The sequence below is a fragment of the Thalassococcus profundi genome (assembly GCF_003344785.1).
Classification (GTDB): Bacteria; Pseudomonadota; Alphaproteobacteria; order Rhodobacterales; family Rhodobacteraceae; genus Puniceibacterium; species Puniceibacterium profundi.
Genome location: NZ_QPMK01000014.1, coordinates 1 through 22,003 on the forward strand (window position 1 = coordinate 1; position 22,003 = coordinate 22,003).

18 protein-coding genes and 1 pseudogene are annotated in these 22,003 nt (G+C 67.6%); 14 read left to right on the plus strand and 5 right to left on the minus strand.

The window, feature by feature from the left end:
* A pseudogene (locus DU478_RS15865) lies at nt 1–837 on the minus strand (hypothetical protein); the annotation flags it as partial.
* Nucleotides 838–1,125: 288 nt separating this feature from the next.
* Here DU478_RS15865 and DU478_RS15870 point away from each other — a divergent pair.
* On the plus strand, nt 1,126–3,243 hold the full coding sequence (locus DU478_RS15870; protein WP_114511954.1) for a hypothetical protein: 2,118 nt from the start codon (nt 1,126–1,128) through the stop codon (nt 3,241–3,243).
* On the opposite strand, the gene DU478_RS15875 is transcribed toward DU478_RS15870, so the two are convergent.
* On the minus strand, nt 3,240–4,217 hold the full coding sequence (locus tag DU478_RS15875) for a serine hydrolase domain-containing protein (protein WP_114511955.1): 978 nt from the start codon (nt 4,215–4,217) through the stop codon (nt 3,240–3,242). The genes DU478_RS15870 and DU478_RS15875 overlap by 4 nt on opposite strands.
* Nucleotides 4,218–4,281: 64 nt before the next feature.
* Nucleotides 4,282–5,415, minus strand: a complete 1,134-nt coding sequence (locus DU478_RS15880; RefSeq protein ID WP_114511956.1) for a phosphatase PAP2 family protein — start codon at nt 5,413–5,415, stop codon at nt 4,282–4,284.
* Between the two features lie 192 nt (nt 5,416–5,607).
* Here DU478_RS15880 and DU478_RS15885 point away from each other — a divergent pair, with 192 nt between their 5' ends.
* A complete protein-coding gene (locus tag DU478_RS15885) occupies nt 5,608–7,212 on the plus strand; it encodes a transcriptional regulator (protein ID WP_114511957.1) in 1,605 nt (534 codons plus the stop codon).
* A gap of 466 nt (nt 7,213–7,678) precedes the next feature.
* Here the strand turns inward: DU478_RS15885 and DU478_RS15890 are convergent, their stop codons facing one another.
* Nucleotides 7,679–8,434 (minus strand): c-type cytochrome, encoded by a 756-nt coding sequence (locus DU478_RS15890; RefSeq protein ID WP_114511958.1) that lies wholly within the window; start codon nt 8,432–8,434, stop codon nt 7,679–7,681.
* A gap of 93 nt (nt 8,435–8,527) precedes the next feature.
* Between DU478_RS15890 and DU478_RS15895 the strand changes: the two genes are divergently transcribed.
* Genes DU478_RS15895 through DU478_RS15910 form a run of 4 tightly spaced genes read left to right on the plus strand, consistent with a single transcriptional unit; the run spans nt 8,528 to nt 10,986 of the window.
* The gene (locus DU478_RS15895; protein ID WP_114511959.1) at nt 8,528–8,716 is read left to right on the plus strand and encodes a DUF6494 family protein; all 189 of its coding nucleotides are present in this window, start codon (nt 8,528–8,530) and stop codon (nt 8,714–8,716) included.
* Between the two features lie 7 nt (nt 8,717–8,723).
* Nucleotides 8,724–9,803 carry an Mrp/NBP35 family ATP-binding protein gene (locus DU478_RS15900; protein WP_114511960.1) on the plus strand — a complete coding sequence of 360 codons (1,080 nt, stop codon included), beginning with the start codon at nt 8,724–8,726 and terminating at the stop codon, nt 9,801–9,803.
* Entirely contained in the window at nt 9,800–10,510 is a 711-nt protein-coding gene (locus DU478_RS15905) for a biotin/lipoate--protein ligase family protein (protein WP_114511961.1), read from the plus strand. The genes DU478_RS15900 and DU478_RS15905 overlap by 4 nt, the downstream gene beginning before the upstream one ends.
* Complete coding sequence (locus tag DU478_RS15910) at nt 10,507–10,986, plus strand: DUF6505 family protein (RefSeq protein WP_114511962.1); 480 nt, start codon at nt 10,507–10,509, stop codon at nt 10,984–10,986. The genes DU478_RS15905 and DU478_RS15910 overlap by 4 nt, the downstream gene beginning before the upstream one ends.
* Nucleotides 10,987–11,383: 397 nt before the next feature.
* Here DU478_RS15910 and DU478_RS15915 read toward each other — a convergent pair whose 3' ends face one another.
* The gene (locus DU478_RS15915; RefSeq protein WP_114511963.1) at nt 11,384–13,348 is read right to left on the minus strand and encodes a 4Fe-4S binding protein; all 1,965 of its coding nucleotides are present in this window, start codon (nt 13,346–13,348) and stop codon (nt 11,384–11,386) included.
* Nucleotides 13,349–13,497: 149 nt separating this feature from the next.
* On the opposite strand from DU478_RS15915, the gene DU478_RS15920 reads away from it, so the two are divergent.
* From DU478_RS15920 to DU478_RS15955, 8 genes are all read left to right on the plus strand, one after another.
* Nucleotides 13,498–14,061, plus strand: a complete 564-nt coding sequence (locus DU478_RS15920; protein ID WP_325048104.1) for a DUF3305 domain-containing protein — start codon at nt 13,498–13,500, stop codon at nt 14,059–14,061.
* Nucleotides 14,058–14,717, plus strand: a complete 660-nt coding sequence (locus DU478_RS15925; protein ID WP_114511965.1) for a DUF3306 domain-containing protein — start codon at nt 14,058–14,060, stop codon at nt 14,715–14,717. The genes DU478_RS15920 and DU478_RS15925 overlap by 4 nt, the downstream gene beginning before the upstream one ends.
* The gene (locus tag DU478_RS15930; protein WP_114511966.1) at nt 14,714–15,325 is read left to right on the plus strand and encodes a TorD/DmsD family molecular chaperone; all 612 of its coding nucleotides are present in this window, start codon (nt 14,714–14,716) and stop codon (nt 15,323–15,325) included. Before DU478_RS15925 ends, DU478_RS15930 begins: the two co-directional genes overlap by 4 nt.
* Before the next feature lie 75 nt (nt 15,326–15,400).
* The gene (locus DU478_RS15935; protein ID WP_114511967.1) at nt 15,401–15,592 is read left to right on the plus strand and encodes a twin-arginine translocation signal domain-containing protein; all 192 of its coding nucleotides are present in this window, start codon (nt 15,401–15,403) and stop codon (nt 15,590–15,592) included.
* 91 nt (nt 15,593–15,683) lie between these two features.
* Nucleotides 15,684–18,680, plus strand: coding sequence for a formate dehydrogenase subunit alpha (locus tag DU478_RS15940; RefSeq protein WP_114511968.1), 2,997 nt, complete (start codon nt 15,684–15,686; stop codon nt 18,678–18,680).
* 14 nt (nt 18,681–18,694) lie between these two features.
* Nucleotides 18,695–19,288, plus strand: coding sequence for a formate dehydrogenase FDH3 subunit beta (gene fdh3B / locus DU478_RS15945; RefSeq protein WP_114511969.1), 594 nt, complete (start codon nt 18,695–18,697; stop codon nt 19,286–19,288).
* 213 nt (nt 19,289–19,501) lie between these two features.
* Complete coding sequence (locus DU478_RS15950; protein WP_114511970.1) at nt 19,502–20,707, plus strand: formate dehydrogenase subunit gamma; 1,206 nt, start codon at nt 19,502–19,504, stop codon at nt 20,705–20,707.
* Nucleotides 20,708–20,710: 3 nt separating this feature from the next.
* Nucleotides 20,711–22,000, plus strand: a complete 1,290-nt coding sequence (locus DU478_RS15955) for a c-type cytochrome (RefSeq protein ID WP_114511971.1) — start codon at nt 20,711–20,713, stop codon at nt 21,998–22,000.
* Nucleotides 22,001–22,003 lie beyond the last annotated feature (3 nt).

A 22,003-nucleotide genomic window follows, 5' to 3' on the forward strand; every position in this document is an offset into this window, starting at 1 on the left:
CGGGCGCGGTGTTGCCGCCCCGGCGCGCGCGGCCCGTGCCGCACGGCCCGCAACGCGGGACAGCGTGGACATGAGGCGCGGGCCGGACCAGCCCGCCCCTCCCGCCACCAGCCCCGCGTCGAGTGGCACGCCCTGCGACAACAGCAGGATCGCCGCCGCCAGAACCGCCCGGCGCGGGTCGTCGAGATGCACCCGTGCGGAGAGCGCGGACAGGTCTTCGGGCCGTGCGGCCCGCGGGCCACGTCCCGGCAGGTGCAACGCCGCGCCGGTTTCGGCCTCGGCCCAGGCGATCCAGGCGGACATCGGGGCGGTGGGCGCCGGAACCGGCAGCGCGGTTTCGGGCACGGCATCGGGCTGCGGTCCTTCGGCGGCAAGGAAGGCCGACAGCGGCGCGCGCGGCCCCAGGGCCATACCGGCCCCGAACAGCAGTTCGAAAAGCGTCCACTGGCCACCGCCGCGGGAGAATCGGCGGTGACCAGCATGACCCTGCGAGGACGCGGAGGACAGGTTCAGGCCTGCCTCGCTCTCTGCGCGGCCGGTATGGGGATGAGGCCGGGAAAAGGCAGAGAGCTGGGCAAGCAGCATCCGCAGGGTAACCGGGGAGCCGCCATCGCGCAGGATGACGGTCTCGGGGTTCAAAAGATCTGCCAGAGGCAGGTCGCGCAGCAATGACAGCGCATAGACCTGCGCCATGTCGCGGGCCAGCTCTTCGGGCCGCGGCGCCGGGTGGGTGACAGGGCGCGGCAGACCGGCGGCCGGGACGGCGCGGCGTGGCGCGCGGGCGCCGCCGTCGATGACGGTCAGGGTGGTGGAGTTGGTCAGCGTTTCGAATGTCATGCTCTGGTCCCCCCGGATCAGATCGGACAGTTGCGTCCGGTGTGTCGGAAAACGGGTTCGATACTCACGATCGGCACAAATCTCTTGCCCTCATCCTGCAACGTCGCCGTGAATGCAGAGTGATCGCAGCGCAAAACCTCCGTGAGACGCGCATAATTTCCCTTGGGTAAACTGCAAGATGCGCCGCCCGGGCCGTGAATATTCCGCAATCGCCGCGGGTCCGCTTGACCCTGCGGCAGCGGCGGCGTTTTCTGATGCGCATATTCACAAGGACATAGGGAGCGCGCGATGACCCTGATCTGGACGGCGCCGGACGCATTGGATTTCTGGGATGGCTACCTCGACTGGACCGGTCTGATGCAGGACCGGCGTCAGGCGCTGCTGCCGCCCGATCCCGACGGCCATGCCTGGGCAGAGCCGATCTTTGTCCGGCTCAGGACCGACGGCCTGAGCCTGGCCGACGCGCGCACCGCCCTGCGCGCGCTGGTGAACGATCCGGTCTCGGACTACCTGATGGATCCCGAGGAATACCGCCGGCTTGACGGCCAGGCTCCGGTCGCGCTGCCGGACGAATACGCGCTCTACCGCAGGCTCGGGGCAGACCCCGCGCCGGTGCAGGACCTCTTCGAGATCATCGACATTGGCGTCGCGGTGGACCTTGATCCCGACCTGCCCTGCAATGCCGAAGAGATGGCGACGGAGAACACCGCCGGTGCAGCCGACGCGGAAGAGGCCGAAGAGGACGCGGCGCGCCCCGAAGCTACGCCGATCATCGCGATCCTCGACGACGGTCTCGGTTTTCTCAACGCCCGCTTCCGCCGCAAGCGCCGCAATGGCGGCTACCGCACACGGTTCCAGGCGGTCTGGCTGCAGTCGTTGGAGCAGACCAGACCGGGCGCCGATTCGCGCCGCGCCTATGTGGGCACGGTGCTGACGCGGCGACAGATCAACCGCTGGCTCTCTGCCCTGCCCGCTCTGGACGAGTCGCAGGTCTACGGCGCGCTCAACGCGCAGCTGTTTCCGCGCGAAGGCCACCGCACCACGGATTTCAGCCAGAGCCACGGCACGCTGGTGCTGGACCTCGCCGCGGGCGCCGATCCCGACGATGCCGACGATCCGGTCACGGGCTGGCCTCTGCTGGGCGTGCAGCTGCCGCCGCAGGCCATCGCGGACACATCCGGAACGCATTTCGAATCCTACATGGTGCAGGGCGTGCGCTGGATTCTGGCGCAGGCGGCGCGGATCGACCCGGAGGCGCCGGTGATCATCAACATCTCTCTGGGCATGCTTGCGGGGCCGAAGGACGGCACCCGCTTCACCGATTACCAGATTGCCCGCGAAGCCTGCGCCTGGCAGGCCAGGACCGGCCAGCCGGTGCGCGTGGTCTGGTCCTTCGGCAACAACCGCCTGAGCCGGCAGGTGGCGACGCTGACCGCCCCCGGAGGCAAGGGCGGCACCGGTCCCGCCGAAATCGTCTGGCGCGCGCAGCCCGACGACCTGTCGCCCAGCTACGTGGAGATCCGCCCCGAAACAGGTGTCTGCCCGACTGACCTCGAAGTGTCGGTCACCACGCCGGACGGCACAGCATCGGGCTTTGCCGCGATGCAGCCGGGACAGGTCCGATCGCTTGTCAACGGGGCGGGCGAGGCCGTGGCGCGACTGTACCTCAACCCCGCACACCGGCTGGACGGGAAGACGGAACAGCAGCCGTTCTGGCAGGTGGCGCTGGCGCCCACCAACGCGCTGCTGGCCGGGGATGCTCTGGCGCCCGCGGGCGGCTGGCGGATGGCGGTGCGCAGCCGGACGTCGCAGGACGTGACCGTGCACCTGCAGATCCAGCGCGGCGACAGCCTGCCCAGCTACCGACCGCAGGGACGGCAAAGCTATTTCGACAGTCCCGATGCCTATGCCTGGGACCCTGAATTGCAGAACTACTGGGGCCTCGCCCCCGGCTGCCCGATCACCCGCGACGGCACCTTCAACGCCCTCGCCTCGGTCACCCGGCGGCAGATCTTCAGCGTCGGTGCGGCGGAATGGGATCCGGCGACCGCAACCTACCGCGCGCCCGACTATACCTCAGTCGGAGCCGACTGGTCGGTGCCCCAACCGACAGCGGCCACCCGCGCCGACGACAGCCGCATTCATTGGGGCGTGCTGGCCAGCGGAACGATCTCGGGGTCGGTCTTCGCGCTCGACGGCACCAGCGCCGCCGCCGGGCGCCTGACCCGGGCATTGGGATTGAGCGCGGCGCGGATCGTCGCGAACACCGCGGCAGGCAACGGCACGCAGATGGACGACCTCGATCCGGGGCGGCTGGACCTGTTGCCGGTGCCGCCCGGAGAGGCGGCGCAGCTCGGTTCGGCCATCGTCACCGGAATGGGCGGCGCACGTCCCCGGACGCTTTAGGCGACGGCCAGCACGGGCCCGTCCAGAAGCCGCATGAGCGCACCGAAATACCCTTCGGACCGCGCCGGTTGGGTCGGGTCCGAGGTAATGGCCACCGCCAGCCCCCTCTCCCGGTGCGCGGCGATCACCTGACCGCCATAACCGCGGCCCAGCGCGTAGCCCGACCGCGTCAGGAACCAGCCATAGCCGTAGGACATACCCGACCAGGGCGACCGGCCGCGCGGCCCCAGCGAGGCGTCGATCCAGTCTTCCGAGATCACCTGCTCACCGCGGAACCGTCCGCCGTCGCGCAGCATGGTCGCCACGTCGAGCATAGCCCGGGGCGTCATCGCCATTTCGTTGCCGCCAAGGTAGTAGCCCTGCGGATCGCGGGTCCAGGCCGGGATTTCCATGCCCAGCGGATCGCCCAGGCGCTGCCGCGCCTGCGCCAGGAGGCTCTGCCCCGTCGCCTCGGCCAGGGCCGCACCCAGGACATGGGTGGAGCCGGTGGAATAGAGCATCCGTTCTCCGGGTTCGGCGACCATCGGGCGACCAAGCGCATCGGCGACCCAGTTGGCCGAGCTGACCCAGGCGCCATAGTTCGGCCCCGAGGTCCGCTCCAGCCCGGCGCGCAGCGTCACGAGGTCCTCGAGCGTGATGTCGCCCGCGCCCTCGGTGGCACTCGGCCCAAGCAGCGACGGCGCCACGTCACCCAGCCGCGCGTCGACCGATGCGATCTCTTCGCGGTCGATGGCGGCGCCCAGCAGCAGCGCCACGATGCTTTTGGAGCAGGACTTGATATTCGCGAGCCGGTCGAGACCCGGTCCGCGCGGCGCTTCGGCAAAGACGACCTCGTCACCTTGACGGATCGACAGCGAGTGCAGCTGCGGCAATTCGGCAATGGCGGTGCGCAGGTCGTCATTCTGCGCACGGGCGACGTGAGGGGCGGCAAGAAAAGCCCCGGCGGTGGTCAGGAATGTACGACGGTCTGTCATGCGCCATAAATGGCGCGCCGGTGCGGGTCCGTCCAGCGCGCCGCCTGTCACAAACGCGTAAGGCCTACCATTCGGCCTTGGCCTTGCTCCAGAGCTCGGTGAGCCATGGCGGCACGCATTGGGGGTCGAGCGCCACCGATTGTCCGGTGATCGCGCCACCACTGTCCAGTGCCTCCCCCAGCAGGGTCAGGTTAAAATCGCCGGTGTAGCCCGAACCGTCGAAGCTGCGCCCCGTCGTTTCCGTCTCACCGTCCAGCAGCCGCACCAGCGCCTCGCCGATGCTGATGCCAAGGGTCGCGCCGGCCATGCTGTCGGTCGGGAAATGCACGCCTGCGACGGTGCGGTTGGCCGCGATGCGCGCGGCGTGGCGCATCAGCGCGTTCTGGTCCTGAACGGCTTTCTTCGGATCGAACGTGTCCTGGTACATCAGCCGCGTCAGCAGCGTCGCAACGGCAAAGCTTTCGGTGGCATGTCCGCTGGGCCAGGCACCGTGGCCGGGCGTCTGGATCATCGGCTGCACTTCGTAGGCCATGGCGATGGGCCGGGCCACGTCGAACCCCATCTTCAGCGGCATCTCCAGAGAGGTGCAGAGCCGGATCATCGCGTTGGCCAGCCACAGCGTCCACTTGGTCGCATCGGCGCTCAGGTAGCCGACAGAGCCGAATAAGGACAGGATGTCGGTGGTCTCGACCGAGATCTCGGCCAGCCGGTCGCCGCGCAGATCGGCGGCGGCGCGCAGGTAATGCAGCTGGTGTTGGGCCAGGAACGCGTCTTCGGGTTTGGTCAGCGTCACCAGCGTCTCTCTGCCCACCGAGACCCGGCCCTGGGCGCTCGGATGCGCCGCGGTGTCGAGCGTGACGTTGAAGATGCTGTCTAGCGTCCGGTCCAGCACCGCGATGCGCGGCCCCGCCGCCATCGACTTGAACGTGGCCCAGGCGTCGCGCCCGGTCTGCTGCGGTGTGCGCGTGGCGCTGCCGTCCCAATATTGCTGCGTGCCGTCACGTGCGAGGATCAGCGACAGGCTGACGTAGGGAGATGCCGCGCTTCCGGCGGTGCCGCCCTGGCTGCCCTGCGACCCTTGCGACCCCTGGCTGCCTTGCGATCCCTGGCTGCCCTGCGACCCCTGGCTGCCCTGAGAGCCCTGACTCCCTTGGCTGCCCTGACTTCCCTGGCTGCCCTGACTTCCGAAAATGGACATATGGTCCCCCTGTTGAAATAACTTTGCCCAACTATGGGCCTGTGGCTGACCTTGCGTCAAAGTGCATCTCCGGCGCCACTGGCTTTTCACGCAATATTAACGCTTAATTGCCCCAGCGGCAGCCGAGTGTTAACTTGCGACTGTCGGTTTCTATCCTGTCCGTTCAGACCTCTGATTTCAAAGGCTTTTGGAATGTCTTCTGTCAAGCCGTGCATTCGGATCGACGTCAACGGCCCGCTGAATGTGGCGGGGCCGGACGGAACGGACCTGACCCCGGTGGGCGCCAAGAACCAGGCGCTGCTGGCGATCCTCGCGCTCAGCCCCAAGATGACGCGCCCGCGCCGCTGGCTGGAGGACAAGCTCTGGAGCACCTTCGGCCCCGAACAGGCAAGCGCCAACCTGCGCCAGGCGCTGAGCAAGCTGCGCCGCGGCCTTGGCGACTGCGGCGACCTGCTGACCAGCGACCGGTCCGGCATCGGGCTCGATCCGCAGCGGGTGCAGGTGGATGTTCTGGGTGCCGATTTCGCCCTCGACACCAGCCGCGAGCTGCTCGAAGGGCTGGACGTGCGCGATCCGGAGTTCGACGACTGGCTGCGCGACGAACGCAGCCGGCTCAAGGCGAAGTTCGACCAGAGCCGGCCCTCCGAAAGCGACGGCGTCATCCTCTATTGCCACGCGCAGACCCATGGCGCCGGAGCCAATACGCTGATCGGCGACGTGCTGGCCAACCAGATCGGCGAGAACATCACCGAACAGGTCCGCGCCTGGCGCCGCGCCGACCCAGACACGGCACCCGACCCCGATCAGGCGCGGGCCGACATGGACGTGTCCTGCGACCTGGCCGAAACCGACGGCAAGCCCACGGTCTTCATCAAGGTCACGCACAGCCCGTCGGGCCGTATCCTGTTCTCCAAGCTGCTGCCGCTCGACCGCGCCGAAGATGTGCTGCGCTCGACCAACGACGTGGCCACGGTGGTCTTCGAAGCTGCCGACCGGGTACTGGGCAAGCTGCCGCTGGTGATCGAGAACGGCCGCCCCGAGGCGCGGGCCACCGCACTGTCGCGGCTGGCGCTCTACCGGATGTTCAGCTTTGAAGGGCCGTCGCTGGCCGAGGCGGACGGGCTGCTCCGGCAAGCCTTCGATGCCGATCCCAATGGCGTCTACCTCGCCTGGCGCGGATTGGTGCGGACGATCCAGCTCATCGAGCTGACCGGCGCGGACAGCCGCCAGATTCTCGAAGAGATCACCGAGTTCAGCCACCGCGCCATGGAGCTGTCGTCGGACAACCCGCTGGCGCAGTCGCTGGTGGGCCATGCCCGGGTGATGGCGCTGAGCGATTCCGCCGGGGCGTCGGACCTTGCCGAACAGGCGGTGGCGCGCAGTCCCTGCAACGCGTTCACCTGGCAGGCGCTGTCGGCGGCCAAGATGCTGGCGGGGGATCCGGCGGCCGCGTTCGATCTGTCCCAGAAGGCGCGGACCATCGCGCGGTTTTCGCCGTTCCGGCAGTGGTGGGACCTTTACCACTGCATCGTCGCTATCGCCTGCAACAAGCCCGACATGGCGCTCGAGGCCGGAGAGGCCGCCGCCCGCGCCGCCCCGTCCTTCCGTCCGGCGCACCGGCATCTGCTGGCGCTCTACACGGTGCAGGGCCAGCACGAGAAGGCGATGGCCACGGCCGAGAAGCTGACCAAGATCGAACCGGGCTTCACGCTCGACCGCTTCATCAATGACGAGAGCTACCCGGTCCGCACCCTGCGCAACAAGGGCCTGCTGGAGCCGCTGCGCGCGTTGCTGTGAGTGTCCGGCCGGAGAGCGCGGAGTGATTTTGCCGCCTTGGTCGCCAGTGTGCCTTGCCTATGCGCGACCGGGGGCGTTTCAGACCGTCCTGGCATCTTCGCTACGTTCCGAGGACAGTGCGATGCGCGAAAGGGCGAAGCACAGGGGGGCATTTAGGGTCAGAGTGTCAGCGCCGGCTCGCGGGGTGGCGCTCTTGACCCCGCAGCCCGGCACTTTACAGCAGCCAGATCCGAACGAAGCCCCGGCTTCGTACCAAGACCAACCAAAGCGCCGCCCCGGGGGGCGGGTCGGCGCTGGCACGGCGCCTTCGGGTTGATTCCGTGCGAGTGACTTCGGCCACTATCGCAACGGAAATTCTGGCGGAAAATCTATCCAACGTGAGTCGGCGCTTCATCAGAGTAAAATGACTGATGTCCAGCGGCTCTGAGCCCCTGCCCCGGGGCGCGGGCAACCTTCCGTTCGAAACTCACCGCGACTGGATCGGCGCCCCCAGATCGGCCGGGGCGATCTTCGCCACATAGGCCATGATGTCCTCGAGGTCGTCCAGCGTCATCTCGACCGGGGCAATCGGCGACGGGCGGGTGATGTCGAACTCCGGCGTCACCTCCGCGATCTGGGTAAAGGCCGGATGCGGGTTCAGCGAATAGAAGGCCTGGAACCGGCTGTCCCAGTCGCTCAGTGTCCGCAACACCGCGAAAGACGGGGTCGAGCCGATGGACTTGCGCCGGTTGATCTCTCCGACCACATGGCAGCGGCCGCAGTGGGTGAGCGCCAGTTCGGCCCCCTCACCCGCGTCACCGTCATAGCTGACCTTGGCCACGGCCACGGTCTTCCTGACCTCCGACGTGAACACCGTCTCGCCGTCCGGGGCAAAGCTGTCGAGGGTATTGCGGCCCACCTCGGAAAACAGCCAGTCGGCAAAGGCCTCCGCATCGGGATCGGCGCCGACCGAGAGGTGCCATACCTGCCCCAGCCCTTCAAAGGCCACACGACCGTCGCTGCCGAGGCGCGCGTCCGCCTCCGCCCCCGGCCCCACAACCGTGATCCGCGTCGCGGTCTTGAGCGAGAAGCGCGGCACCAGGTAGTCGATCACGCCGCTTTCGACCAGCTCCGGCGGCACCGCGAGGCGCAGGCGCTTGTCGGCTTCCTGCGCGGCTGCCAGCGTCGGCAGTGCCAGAGCCAGTGCCGATATCGGGGCCAGTGTCAGAGCGATCCGCCACATTTCGCCTCTCTCCTCCCGAAGCTGTGGCTTGCAAGCCTAGTGGGCCTATCCTAAACCCGTCAACGCTTCATGCCAGTTCTAGGGGAGGGACAGATGAGCGACGATTTCAACATGTCGATGCGGAAATTTCTGAAACAGGTCGGCGTCACGTCCCAGCAGGCCATCGAAGAGGCCATGCGCGAAACGGACGGAACCGAAGGCAAGACCTTCGAAGCCAAGGTGGTGCTGACGGTGGACGGGCTGGACCTGACCCACACCGTCACCGGCACGATCAAGGGATAGGGCAGACGTGACACTGACACGCGACGCGGTCCTGACCGCGCTCAAGGACCTGCGCGACCCGGTGGGGGGCGACGACATCGTCTCGGCCGGGATCGTCCGCGCGCTTACCGTCGAGGACGGCGCGGTGCGCTTCGTGCTCGAGGTGGCCCCCGACAAGGCCCAGGCCTATGGCCCTGTGCGCGACGCCGCCGAGGCGGCGGTCAAGGCGCTGGGGGCCACGTCGGTCTCGGCGGTGATGACCGCGCATTCGGCGCCGAAACCGCCGCCCGACCTCAAGGGCTCGGGCCATTCGCACCCGCCGAAGCCGCTGCAGGGCGGCCCCGAGAAGGTGCCCGGCGTCGACCGGATCATCGCCATCGCCTCCGGCAAGGGCGGTGTCGGCAAATCCACCGTATCGTCGAACCTCGCCTGCGCGCTGGCCGCCGAAGGCCGCCGGGTAGGTCTGCTGGATGCGGATGTCTACGGGCCCTCGCAGCCGCGGATGCTGGGTGTGACAGGCCGCCCCGCCAGTCCCGACGGCAAGACCATCCTGCCGATGCGCAATTTCGGCGTCACCATGATGTCCATCGGTCTCATGACCAACGAGGGCCAGGCGGTGGTCTGGCGCGGACCGATGCTGATGGGCGCGCTGCAACAGATGCTGATGCAGGTGCAGTGGGGCGCGCTCGACGTGCTGCTGGTCGACCTGCCGCCGGGCACCGGCGACGTGCAGATGACACTGGCCCAGAAGGCACAGGTCGACGGCGCCATCGTGGTCTCGACCCCGCAGGACGTGGCGCTGCTGGATGCGCGCAAGGGCATCGACATGTTCAACCAGATGAAGGTGCCGATCCTCGGCCTGATCGAGAACATGTCGACGCACATCTGTTCGAACTGCGGCCATGAAGAACACATCTTCGGCCATGGCGGCGTCGCAGCGGAGGCCGCGAAGCTGGGCGTGCCGCTGCTGGCCGAGGTGCCGCTGCACCTCGACATCCGCATGGCCTCGGACGGCGGCGCACCCATCGTCGTGTCGAAACCCGACAGCCCGCAGGCCACTGCTTTCCGGGACATCGCCCGCAGGATGATCGCCGAGGGCCAGGCATGAGCGCAGCCCCGCAGTTTCCGCCGCTCCTGAGCGGACGGATGACCGCGGGGGCCGACCCCTTTGCAGCGGCCTGCCGGGCGGCGGCGGAGGGCTGCGACGCGGGACTGATCCTCTACGATCCCGGCCCCGAAGTGCTGCGCGCGGCCATCGTGCTGGCGCCCGAAGTACCGCTTTGCCGCGCCATGGCGATGTTGCCGCTGGCGCAGGTGGGATTGCAGAACGCCCTCGGGGCCCTGGGACCGGCGGAACTGCCGGTGCAGATGGAATGGGACGGCACGCTGCGCGTCAACGGCGGGCACTGCGGCGGGTTTTCCGCCTGCGCCTCCGACGCTGATCCCGCCGCCGTGCCCGACTGGCTCGTGATCGGATTTTCCCTGCGCTTCGTTCCCGAAAGCGACGAGGCCGGCGCCGATCCGGACCGCACGGCGCTTTATTCCGAAGGCTGCGGCGACCTCTTCCCGCAGGATCTGCTGGAGTCCTGGGCCCGCCACACCCTCGCCTGGCTGCACCGCTGGGAGGCCGAGGGCACGGCACCTTTGCACCGGGAATGGTCCGGCCTGCTGACCGGCACCGACGGTCCTGTGGCATTTGGTGGGACCACCGGCGCGTATCTGGGCATCGACGAGGACCTCGGGCTCTTGCTGAAGACCGAAAACGGCACCAGGCTGATCCCGCTCACCGCGCAACTGACGGAGACGCCCGCATGAAACTCGCCCGCGCGATCCATTTCGACGAATCCGACCTGAACGTCTTTGCGCAACCGGCGCGCACCGGCGAATGGTGCCTCTCGGGCGGGTTCGAATTTTCCAACTGGTCCGACGGCGACCTCGTCGGAAAGGCGCGGCAGGCCTTTGCCAACGGCTGGCTGGGGATCGAGACCTTCGGGCGGGTGAGTTTCGTCGCGGTGACACAGATCGAGACGATGGAGCGCGCGCGCCTGGTCGACGGCCTGGCACAGCATTTCGTCGACCGCTACGGCGCGCCGTCGATCGAGGCGGCGCGCGGCGTGGCCGCGGAAGAAATCGACCAGATGATCGATCTCTGCGCCGATCACGCGCCCAACACGCTGCTGACCGTGGCACGGGAGCTGACCGAGGCCGGGGTGCGCGAAAGCTTTCGCGTAATCGAGGCGCAGGAGGCGGACATCATGCAGTTCGCGGTGCACGGGTCTCTGGACGAGTGACGGTTTCGTAAGAGCGTGAATCGTCCTTCGGACGCTACGAGAGACGCTGTCTCTCGTGCTCTCTGAGGTATTTGTGAACCAGAGAAGCAAAGTGGGGACGCGCGCGGGCTCTTGCACTGTCTCCCGGTCTGCGGGGCGGGCTGGAATCGGCCGGTCGCGTTGGCTGCGGCGGGCAGGTGTTCGGACGCCCGGGCATGCGGTTGGTCCTGCCGGCTGTGCGCCCCGGCCTGGGTCCGGACCGGATCGGCCGCGCAGGGTTCGGAGCTGCGGCGCGGCGGTGGATCGCCGGGTTCCCCGGGCGATACGAGAGGCGCTGCCTCTCGTGCTCTCCGGAGTTTATCGGCAAGATGAAGGGGCGCGGGTTTGGCTGAGGACCGCGCCCGGGAGCTCGGCGGGATCAGTGGTCGCGGCGTTTCGACGGGCTTTCGCTCAGGTAGTCGTCGGTGGTGCGCGGGCGGCGCGGGCTGCCGGCGGCGAAGGGGTTGTTCTCGGAATGGTACTGCGCGTTGATCCGGCAGGTGTCGCACATCTGGATCATCCGCAGCGCATTCGGGTTGGCGTACATCGAGTGGTTCGCGAGTTTTTCGGTCACCGCTTCGATGGTGCTTTTCACCCCGAAGAGCTTGCCGCACTCGATGCAGGCAAAGGGCTCTTCCTCGTTCAGCACCTCCTGGCGCATCGCCTCCGGCTGCAGGTTCAGGCGCGGCTCGAGGGTGATGGCGTCCTCGGGGCAGATGTTGGCGCAGAGGCCGCATTGCAGGCAGGCGTCTTCCTGGAACAGAAGCTGCGGCTTGTCCTCGTTGTCGGCGAGCGCCCCCGAGGGGCAGAGCGACACGCAGGAGAGGCAGAGCGTGCAGGCGTCGGTGTCAACAAGCACCGCGCCGTAGGGCGCGTGTTCCGGCAGGTCGATCACCGGCGCATCGGGTCGCAGGGCGGTGGCGGCGACGCGGGTGACCTGGCGGCGGGTTCCGATGGACAGCGCGGGGGTGGCGACCGGGGTGCCGGCCTCGGCGGCGTAGAGGTGGTCGGAGAGCGCGTCCGGATCGGCCATGTCGAGCAGCGTCACCGCAGCCCGCCCGGCGATGGCATTGGCGAGCGACACTTCGAATTCCGGCGTCGGGCGTTCGGTACGCGGCGCGAGCAGCACGTCGACCGTGGCAAAGCCGCTCGAGAGCGCCGCCAGCATCTCGGCATGTCCAAAGCCCGCAAGCGCCGCGACTTCGAAGGGGATGACATCCGCCGGCAGGCCGCGGCCGAAACGCGCGGCGAGGCGGATCATCTCGGACCCGTGCTCGGCATCGACGACCAGCAGCCGCGGCGCCTGACCGCCCGCTGTGCGGTAGCCGCGCGCCAGCGTATCGATGCGGCGGAAGACATCGGCCACCGGGGGCGCGTCGTAGCTGATCGCACCCGAGGGGCAGAGCGCCGAACAGGCGCCGCAGCCGGCGCAGATCATCGGATCGACGCTCACATGTTCGCCATCGGGCGTGATGGCGCCCGTTGGGCAGATGTCGAGGCAGCGGGTGCAGCCGGTCTGTTCGGCGCGGGAATGCGCGCAGAGCGACGGCTCGAGCCGCACGTAGAGCGGTTTCTCGAAGGTGCCCACCAGCTGCATCGCGTCCGCGGCGGCCTGCGCCACGGCGACCGGCTGGCGCGGATCGGCGCGCAGGTAGCCTTCGCGTTTTTCATGGGCGGAAAAGAGTGGCTGGTCGCCGGAGATGTCGAGGATGATGTCGCAGTCCGACGCCGCCCCGTCGCGGGGTTCGCTGAACCGCAGCGGGCCGCGGCCGCCCGGGAGCACCTGCCGGAAACCGTCGAAGCGCAGGGTGAAGCCGCCGAGCGCGCCTTTCGCCTGCCGCAGGGTGCCGCGGATCACGTCGAAGCGGCGGTCGGCGGGCAGATCCTGGTCGTCGGTCTGCAGGACCGTCACCGCCAGCGTGTCGCAAAGCCGGGCGGCGGTGTCGAACACCTGCTCGCCTGCCCCGATCAGCAGGCAGGTGCCTTCGGAAACGACGTCGATCGACCGGGGGGCGGCAAAGCGCAGCGCCGATTCGGCGGCCAGCGCCGCCATCTTGGGGGCGGCATCGGCGCCTTCGTCGCTCCACCCTGCGCGGTCGCGGAGGTCGACGAAGCCCGGCATCTCGGCGCCGATCTCGGTGGCGAGATCCTCGAAAAAGGCACGCTCCTGCTGGCAGGCGACGATCACGTCGCCTGCGGCCAGCGCCTGCGCCGCGGCCTCGCCCTGGTGCTGGCACAGCGCCGTGTGCACGCGCGAACAGCCCAGCCCGCTGCCCGCCGCGATGACGTCGGGATCGAGCGTCTGGCTTTTCAGGCAGTCGCAGAGCAGCAGGGTCTTTGCCATGGGGGCCTCTCGGGTCGCCGTGTCGCCGCATGCAGACGCACGCCAGCGGAACGGGTGTTTTCGAAAAAGTGTAGACGATGGAATACCGTACCCCCTTGCCTTGAACAAGAGACTGGCCATACTGGTTGTGCACAGTTTTGGGAGCAACCGTGCCTGTACCGGCTGAAAAATCGATCTCGATGGCCCTGGGTGTCGTGATCCGGCGACTGCCCGGCGTGACCCGCTGGGCGAAATGGTCGTGGAAACCGGTGGCGGTGCTGCCCGGCGCCGGAGCCGCGGATTGGACGCTGCTGCGCGAAGATGGCGAAGCGGCGGAATTCCATGCCGCGACGGTGCCGCTGACGCTCTACCGGGGCGAGGCGGAGGCCTACAAGATCGCCCTGTCGGAACCGGCTCCTTGCGTCTACGTCGTTTTGCGCGAAGCCTCGGGCGCCTGGCCCTATGCGGTGCACCTGGTGACGGCGTCGCCGCACGAAGCGCAACTTTTTGCGGAAAGCGGCGAGGAGATCGTGGAGAAGGTCGCCATGCCCGCCGGGTTGGCGGCTTGGGTGCAGAGCTTTACCGACGCGCATTACGTCGAGGAACAGTTCGTGAAGCGCAAGCGACGCAAGCATATGGACGCAAAACAGCAGGACGGCATCGGCGATCCGCGCATTGCGCAGCCCACCGACGTCTATCGCGCGCCGGGTGCGCGCAAGGCGGGTCCGCCATGAGCCGGGACCAGTCATTCTGGGCGCGCCGCCGCGCCGGAGTAGAGGCCGAGGAGGCTGCCGCCGCCCGCCGTGCCGCCGAGGCCGAACAGGCGCGCGCAGAGGCCGATGTTCAACGCAGGCAGGCCGAGATCTCCGAGCGCCCGGATGCGGAGATCCTGGCGGAGTTCAACCTGCCCGATCCGGACAGCATTTCGCTCGGCGACGACATCAAGGGGTTTCTCAAGCGCGAGGTGCCCGAGCGCCTGCGCCGCCGCGCGCTGCGCAGCCTGTGGCGCAGCAACCCGGTGCTGGCCTGTGTCGACGGGCTGAACGATTACGACGGAGATTTCACCAATGCCGCGACGGATGCGCCGGGCGTGCGCACCGCCTACCAGGTGGGCCGCGGGTTGACGCGGCACGTCGAGGCGTTGGCCGAAGAAGCGCGCCGCGCCGCGATGGAGGACGAACGGCACGAGACCGTTGGCGCATCCGCAACACCGCCCGCCGAGGCGGCCGAAACGCCCCTGGAAACGATGCCGGTGGAGGATGCTGCACCTGCATCTACGACCAAGGTCGCAATGTCCCCGGCGGAAATTGGTGAGAAAACTGAACCAACTGAAGACATGGCCGCAATCCCGCGGCGCATGCGCTTCCGTTTTGAGACGGAGTCGGGATGAGCAGCTTGGCCGCCAAATTATCGGATGTGTCAGCGGAAGACCGGCTTCGCGCCGATCTTTACAACTACCTCGGGCTGATGCTGTCGGCGCCGCCGGACGAGATGTTGCTGGCGCAGACCGCGGGCCTATCTGGCGACGACAGCGATCTGGGCCAAGCGATTGCGCGGCTGGCGGATTGTGCGCGCACGACGCAGCCCAAGACAGCGACCCGCGAATTCAACGCGCTGTTCATCGGCCTCGCCCGCGGCGAACTCCTGCCATACGCCAGCTACTACCTGACCGGCTTTCTCAACGAAAAGCCGCTGGCGGTGCTGCGCGGCGACCTCGCCAAGCGGCGGATCACCCGCGCGCCCAACGTCTTCGAGCCCGAGGACAACATCGCCACGCTGATGGAGGTGATGGCCGGGCTGATCGTCGGACGCTTCGCCGACCCGGCGAGCCTTGGGGACCAGAAGGAATTCTTCAACCGCCACATCGCACCCTGGGCCGGCCATTTCTTCGCCGACCTGGAAAAGGCGAAATCCGCCGTTCTCTATGCAGCGCTCGGCTCTGTCGGCCGCGCCTTCATGGAGATCGAGCGCGAGGCGTTCAGACTAGCCCCGGAGTGATCCGGAACCGATCGGCGGGGGGGATCCCGCCCGAACCAAGGGCCGCACCGGCCTGACAACAGGGAGGCACAAAAGATGCCCAGCAAGGACGAGACGGCCAAGAGCCGCCGCGATTTTCTGAAACTGGCCGGGACCGCAGCCCCCGCGGCCGTGGCCGCCGTTGCGGTCAGCGGCACCGAGGCCGAGGCCAGCCCTGCCCCGATCCGCAAGGACAAGATGCAGGACACCGCGCATACGCGCGCCTATTTCGACAGCGCCCGGTTCTGACCGAACGCTTTTTTCAATTGCCACGCCGCAGGCACGCGGCAGGCTGACCTAGCCAGTCCCGGGACGGAACCGGGCAGCACGGGAGGGATACATGCTTAGGAAAAAGACAAACGGGGTCGCACGACGGGCGCAGCGGACAGGCCTTTTGGCCGAGGTTGCCGGATCGACCGTCGACCGGCGCGCGTTCCTGCGCGGATCGGGACTTGCCATCGGCGGTCTTGCCGCCATCGCCGCCACCGCCGGGTCGGTGACCCAGGCCAACGCTCAGGCGGCCGTCACCAGCGCCGTGAAGAACGTGAAATCGGTCTGCACCCACTGTTCTGTGGGCTGCACCGTCGTCGCCGAGGTGTCGGACGGCGTCTGGATCGGGCAGGAACCCGGCTGGGACAGCCCGTTCAACCTGGGCGCCCACTGCGCCAAGGGCGCCGCGGTCCGCGAGCATGCTCATGGCGAACGCCGTCTCAAGTACCCGATGAAGAAAGAGGGCGGCGAGTGGGTCAAGATCAGCTGGGAACAGGCGATCAACGAGATCGGCGACCAGATGATGGCGATCCGGGACGAAAGCGGCCCGGATTCGGTCTACTGGCTGGGGTCTGCCAAGCATAACAACGAACAGGCGTATCTCTTCCGCAAGTTCGCCGCCTACTGGGGCACCAACAACGTCGACCACCAGGCGCGGATCTGCCACTCGACCACCGTTGCGGGCGTTGCGAACACATGGGGCTACGGCGCCATGACCAACAGCTACAACGACATCCACAATTCCAAGGCGATCTTCCTCATCGGCGGCAACCCCGCCGAGGCGCATCCGGTGTCGCTGCTCCACATCCTGAAGGCGAAAGAGCAGAACAACGCGCCCGTGATCGTCTGCGACCCGCGCTTTACCCGCACCGCGGCCCATGCGGACGAATACGTCCGCTTCCGCCCGGGCACCGACGTGGCACTGGTCTGGGGCATCCTCTGGCATATCTTCGAGAACGGCTGGGAGGACAAAGAGTTCATCCGCACCCGCGTCTGGGGCATGGACCAGATCAAGGAAGAAGTCGCCCGCTGGACCCCCGAAGAGGTCGAGCGCGTCACCGGCACGCCGGGCAGCCAGCTCGAGCGCGTTGCGCGGACGCTGGCCAACAACCGTCCCGGCACCGTGATCTGGTGCATGGGCGGCACCCAGCACACCAACGGCAACAACAACACCCGCGCCTACTGCGTGCTGCAGCTGGCGCTCGGCAACATGGGCACCGCCGGCGGCGGCACCAACATCTTCCGCGGCCATGACAACGTGCAGGGCGCCACGGACCTTGGCGTTCTCGCGGACACTCTGCCCGGCTACTACGGCCTGTCGGACGGCAGCTGGGCCCATTGGGCGCGCGTCTGGGAAGAGGATCTCGACTGGCTCAAGGGCCGTTTCTCGGTCATGGCCGGCGCCGGTCCCGACGGGGCCGACCGTCTGATGATGAACGAGACCGGCATCCCGGTGTCGCGCTGGATCGACGGTGTTCTCGAAGATGCCGAAAACCTCGATCAGCCCGACAACACCCGGGCGATGGTGCTCTGGGGCCATGCACCCAACTCGCAGACCCGTCTGCCGGAAATGAAGACGGCGATGGAAAAGCTCGACCTGATGGTCGTGATCGACCCCTACCCGACCGTGTCGGCGATCATGCAGGACCGCACCGATGGCGTGTACCTGCTGCCCGCGGCGACACAGTTCGAAACCTACGGGTCGGTGACCGCCTCCAACCGGTCGCTGCAATGGCGCGAGAAAGTCGTCGAGCCGCTGTTCGAAAGCAAGACCGATCACGAGATCATCAAGCTCTTCGCGGATAAGTTCGGCTTTACCGACAAGATGTTCCGCAACATCGAGATCAATGGCGACGAGCCCCTGATCGAGGACATCACCCGCGAGTTCAACCGCGGCATGTGGACCATCGGCTACACCGGCCAGTCGCCGGAGCGGATGCGGATGCACATGGAGAACCAGCACACCTTCGACCGCACCACGCTGCGCGCGAACGGCGGTCCGGCAGACGGCGACTATTACGGCCTGCCGTGGCCGAGCTGGGGGACCCCCGAGATGAACCATCCAGGCTCGCCCAATCTCTATGACATCTCGGTCCCGGTGAAGGACGGCGGCATGGGCTTCCGCGCCCGCTTCGGCGTCGAGCGCGACGGCGACAACCTGCTGGCCGAGGGCGTCTACCCGGTGGGATCGGAAATCCAGGACGGATATCCCGAGTTCACCATGCAGATGCTGGTCGATCTGGGCTGGGATTCGGACCTGACCGACGAAGAGCGCAGCGCCATCGAGCGTGTCGCGGGCTGGGAAGGCGAGCGGCCGACCTCCGCCGGCGACGGCGAGGAGTCGGTGGGCGAGCAGTCGCAGACCGGCCCGATCGAGAGCGACTACAACACCGCGGTGGGCGGCGTGAACTGGAAGACCGACCTCTCGGGCGGGATCCAGCGCGTGGCCATCGCCCATGGCTGCGCCCCCTACGGCAACGCCAAGGCGCGGGCGGTGGTCTGGACTTTCCCGGACCCGGTGCCGAAGCACCGCGAACCGCTCTACACCAACCGCTACGACCTCGTGGCCGACTACCCGACCTACGAGGACAAGAAGTTCTGGCGCGTGCCGACGATGTATTCGTCGATCCAGTCCACGGACTTCTCGGGCGACTTCCCGATCATCCTCACCTCCGGCCGACTGGTCGAATACGAGGGCGGCGGCGACGAAACCCGGTCGAACCCCTGGCTGGCCGAGCTGCAGCAGGACATGTTCATCGAGATCAACCCGCGCGACGCCAACAACCTCGGCGTCCGCGACGGGAGCCAGGTCTGGGTGCACGGTCCCGAAGGCGGCAAGGTCAAGGTGATGGCGATGGTGACCGAACGGGTCGCCAGCGGCGTGGCCTTCATGCCCTTCCACTTCGGCGGCCACTGGCAGGGCGAGGACCGGCGGTCCTATTACCCCGAAGGTGCCGACCCGTATGTGTTGGGCGAATCGACGAACACCGCGCAGACCTACGGCTATGACAGCGTGACCCAGATGCAGGAGACCAAGGCGACTCTCTGCAGGATCGAAGCGGTATAAGGAGTATATGAGACATGGCACGAGCTAAATTTCTCGTCGACGCCGAACGCTGCATCGAATGCAACGCCTGCGTCACGGCCTGCAAGAACGAACACGAGGTGCCCTGGGGGATCAACCGCCGCAAGGTGGTGACGATCAACGACGGCAAACCCGGTGAACGGTCGATCTCGGTGGCCTGCATGCACTGTTCGGACGCGCCGTGCATGGCCGTCTGCCCGGTGGATTGCTTCTACCAGGACGAAGAGGGCGTTGTCCTGCACTCCAAGGACCTGTGCATCGGCTGCGGCTACTGCTTCTACGCCTGCCCCTTCGGCGCGCCGCAGTACCCGCAGGCCGGCAACTTCGGCAGCCGCGGCAAGATGGACAAGTGTACCTTCTGCAAGGGCGGCCCCGAAGAGAACACCTCGCAGGCCGAGTTCCAGAAGTACGGCCGCAACCGGATCGCCGAAGGCAAGCTGCCGATCTGCGCCGAAATGTGCGCCACCAAGGCCCTGCTGGCGGGCGACGGCGACGTGGTGTCGTCGATCTACCGCGAGCGCGTCGTGGCCCGCGGCTTCGGCTCCGGCGCCTGGGGCTGGGGCACGGCCTATGATCAGAAGGGCGGCTGATCCGTCCTGACCAGGGGGGCCAGCGCGGCGATCCGCTGCGCTGGCCCTTTTTCGTCCGGGGCGCGTCCCCGGCGGAATATTTCAGATTTGCCGATCCGGTTCTCCGCAGGAAAACGCGCGCGCCGCGCGGTCGGCCCGGCAAGTCTCAAGTGTTCCGACATGGCTGCGACAGCGCAGCGCCCATCCACCACCGGAGACTTCTGGGAGCCCGCGATGAAATTCCTGCACCTCTGCCTGGTCCTGTGCCTGCTGAGCCTCACGCCCCTCGCCGCCACGGCCCAGGATGCCGAGCCGCCCGCCGACACCCCCGCCGCGACCCCTGCCCCAACGCTCGAGGACATCATGCGCCGGCAAGAGGGTCTGTCGGTGGACAACAGCGGCCGCGCCGATCTCGTGGGCGATCCCGACGCCGCCGCCTCGACCACCGACCCGCTCGGTACGCTGGGCGGAGCGTCGGACCCGGACCTCTGGCGCGCGCTGCGCTTCGACGAGGCCGACATCACCACCCAGGCCCGCGGCCCGGCGGCGCGCACGCTCATGCAGGACAGCGGCATGTGGTGGCTGCAGTTCCGCGAAGGCCCGCTGCTGACCTATGGCGGCTACCTGCTCTTGGGCATGATCGCGCTGCTGGCGCTGTTCTACCTGATCCGTGGCCGGGTCCGGATCGACGGCGAAAAGACCGGCCGCACCATCGAACGGTTCAAGTTCATCGAACGCATGGGGCACTGGATGCTGGCCGGATCCTTCATCCTGCTGGGGATCACGGGGCTGATCAGCCTGGCCGGTCGCAAGTTCCTGATCCCGGCCTTCGGGCACGAGACCTTCTCGACCCTCGCGATCGGATCGAAATGGGTCCACAACAACGTCAGCTGGGCCTTCATGCTGGCGCTGGTGATGATCTTCGTCATGTGGGTCTGGCACAACCTGCCCGATCGCACCGACATCAAGTGGATCCTCAAGGGCGGCGGCCTCTTCGGCGGCGGCCATCCCGATGCCAAGAAGTTCAACGCCGGGCAGAAGATCGTCTTCTGGTCGGTGATCGTGCTGGGCACCTCAATCTCGCTCACCGGGCTGTCGCTGCTCTTCCCGTTCGAGATGCCGATGTTTGCGGCCACCTTCGAGAAGATCAACGCGCTGGGTCTGCCCGAGCTTGCCGGTTACGCGCCGCTCTCCACCGACCTCGCGCCGCATGAGGAAATGCAGCTTGCTCAGCTCTGGCATGCCATCGTCAGCTTCGTGCTGATGGCGGTCATCATCGGCCATATCTACATCGGCACCATCGGCATGGAAGGCGCCTATGACGCCATGGGCTCGGGCCAGGTCGAGGAGCAGTGGGCAAAGGAGCACCACAACCTCTGGGTCGAGGATGTGAAGGCCAAGGAGCGGGCCGCCCCCAAGGGGGCCACCCCCGCTGAATAGGCCATGCGCCGCCTGCTGCTTGCGCTGCTGACCTGCGCCGCGCCCGCCGCGGCGCAGGAGTATTTCACCCTCGACGGGCACGGCGGGCCGGTCATGGGCATCGCCGCGGATCCCGGCGGTGAAATCGCCACTGCCAGTTTCGACAACGCCGTGGGGCTGTGGGAGGACCGCGCGCCGCGCTGGCTCGACGGTCACGAGGCGGCGGTGAACGCCGTGGCCTTCGCGCCGGGCGGCGTGCTTTATTCCGGCAGCGACGATTTCGACCTGCGGCGCTGGGACGTGGCCAGCGGTACGTCGGAACGGCTGGAGGGGCACCAGGGCAAGGTGATTGCGCTTGCCGTGTCCGAACCCGCCGGCCTGGTCGCCTCTGCCAGTTGGGACGGGACCATCGGCCTCTGGCCGCTGGACGGCGGCGCGGGTCGGTTTCTAACCGGCCATGACGGGCCGGTGAACGACGTGGCCTTTTCCGCCGATGGCGCCCGGCTCTATTCGGCCTCGGCAGACGGGACGATCCGCATCTGGGACAGTGCCAGCGGGACCGAGACGCTGCGGCTGGTCTCGCATGGGTTTGGCATCAACGAACTGGTCCTGAACGACGCCGCCGGGTGGCTGGCCTATGGTGCGGTCGACGGCGTGACGCGTATCGTCGATTCCGCCACCGGCGACGCCCTGGCCGACCTGTCGCTGGAACGCCAGCCGATCCTTGCGATAGAGGCATCGCCCGATGGCGCCCTGCTCGCGGTGGGCGACGGCGAAGGTTATATCATGGTCGTGGCGTCCGACGGCTGGGACATCGTGAAGGATTTCCGCGCCACCACGCAGGGACCGATCTGGGCGCTGGCGTTTTCGCCCGATGGCGGCAACGTCCATGCCGGCGGTCTCGACAACCGGGTGCATTCCTGGCCCGTCGCCACGATGGACGATCACGGCAAGATGCAGACCGCCGACCGGTCGTTCCTCGCCGATCCCGCCGAGATGCCCAATGGCGAGCGGCAGTTCAAACGCAAATGCTCCATCTGCCACACCCTGACCCCCGGCAGCGCCCGCCGCGCCGGTCCGACGCTCTACGATCTTTTCGGGCGGCAGGCGGGCACGGTCAGCGATTACAGCTATTCCGACGCGCTTGACGGCTCGGACCTGATATGGTCCGACGCGACCATCGACGCGCTTTTCGACATCGGACCCGAGCACTATATCCCGGGGACCAAGATGCCCATGCAACGCATCACCGGCGCAGAGGACCGCGCCGACCTGATCGCCTATCTGCGCCGCGAGACGGCGCCAAAGGAGTAGACC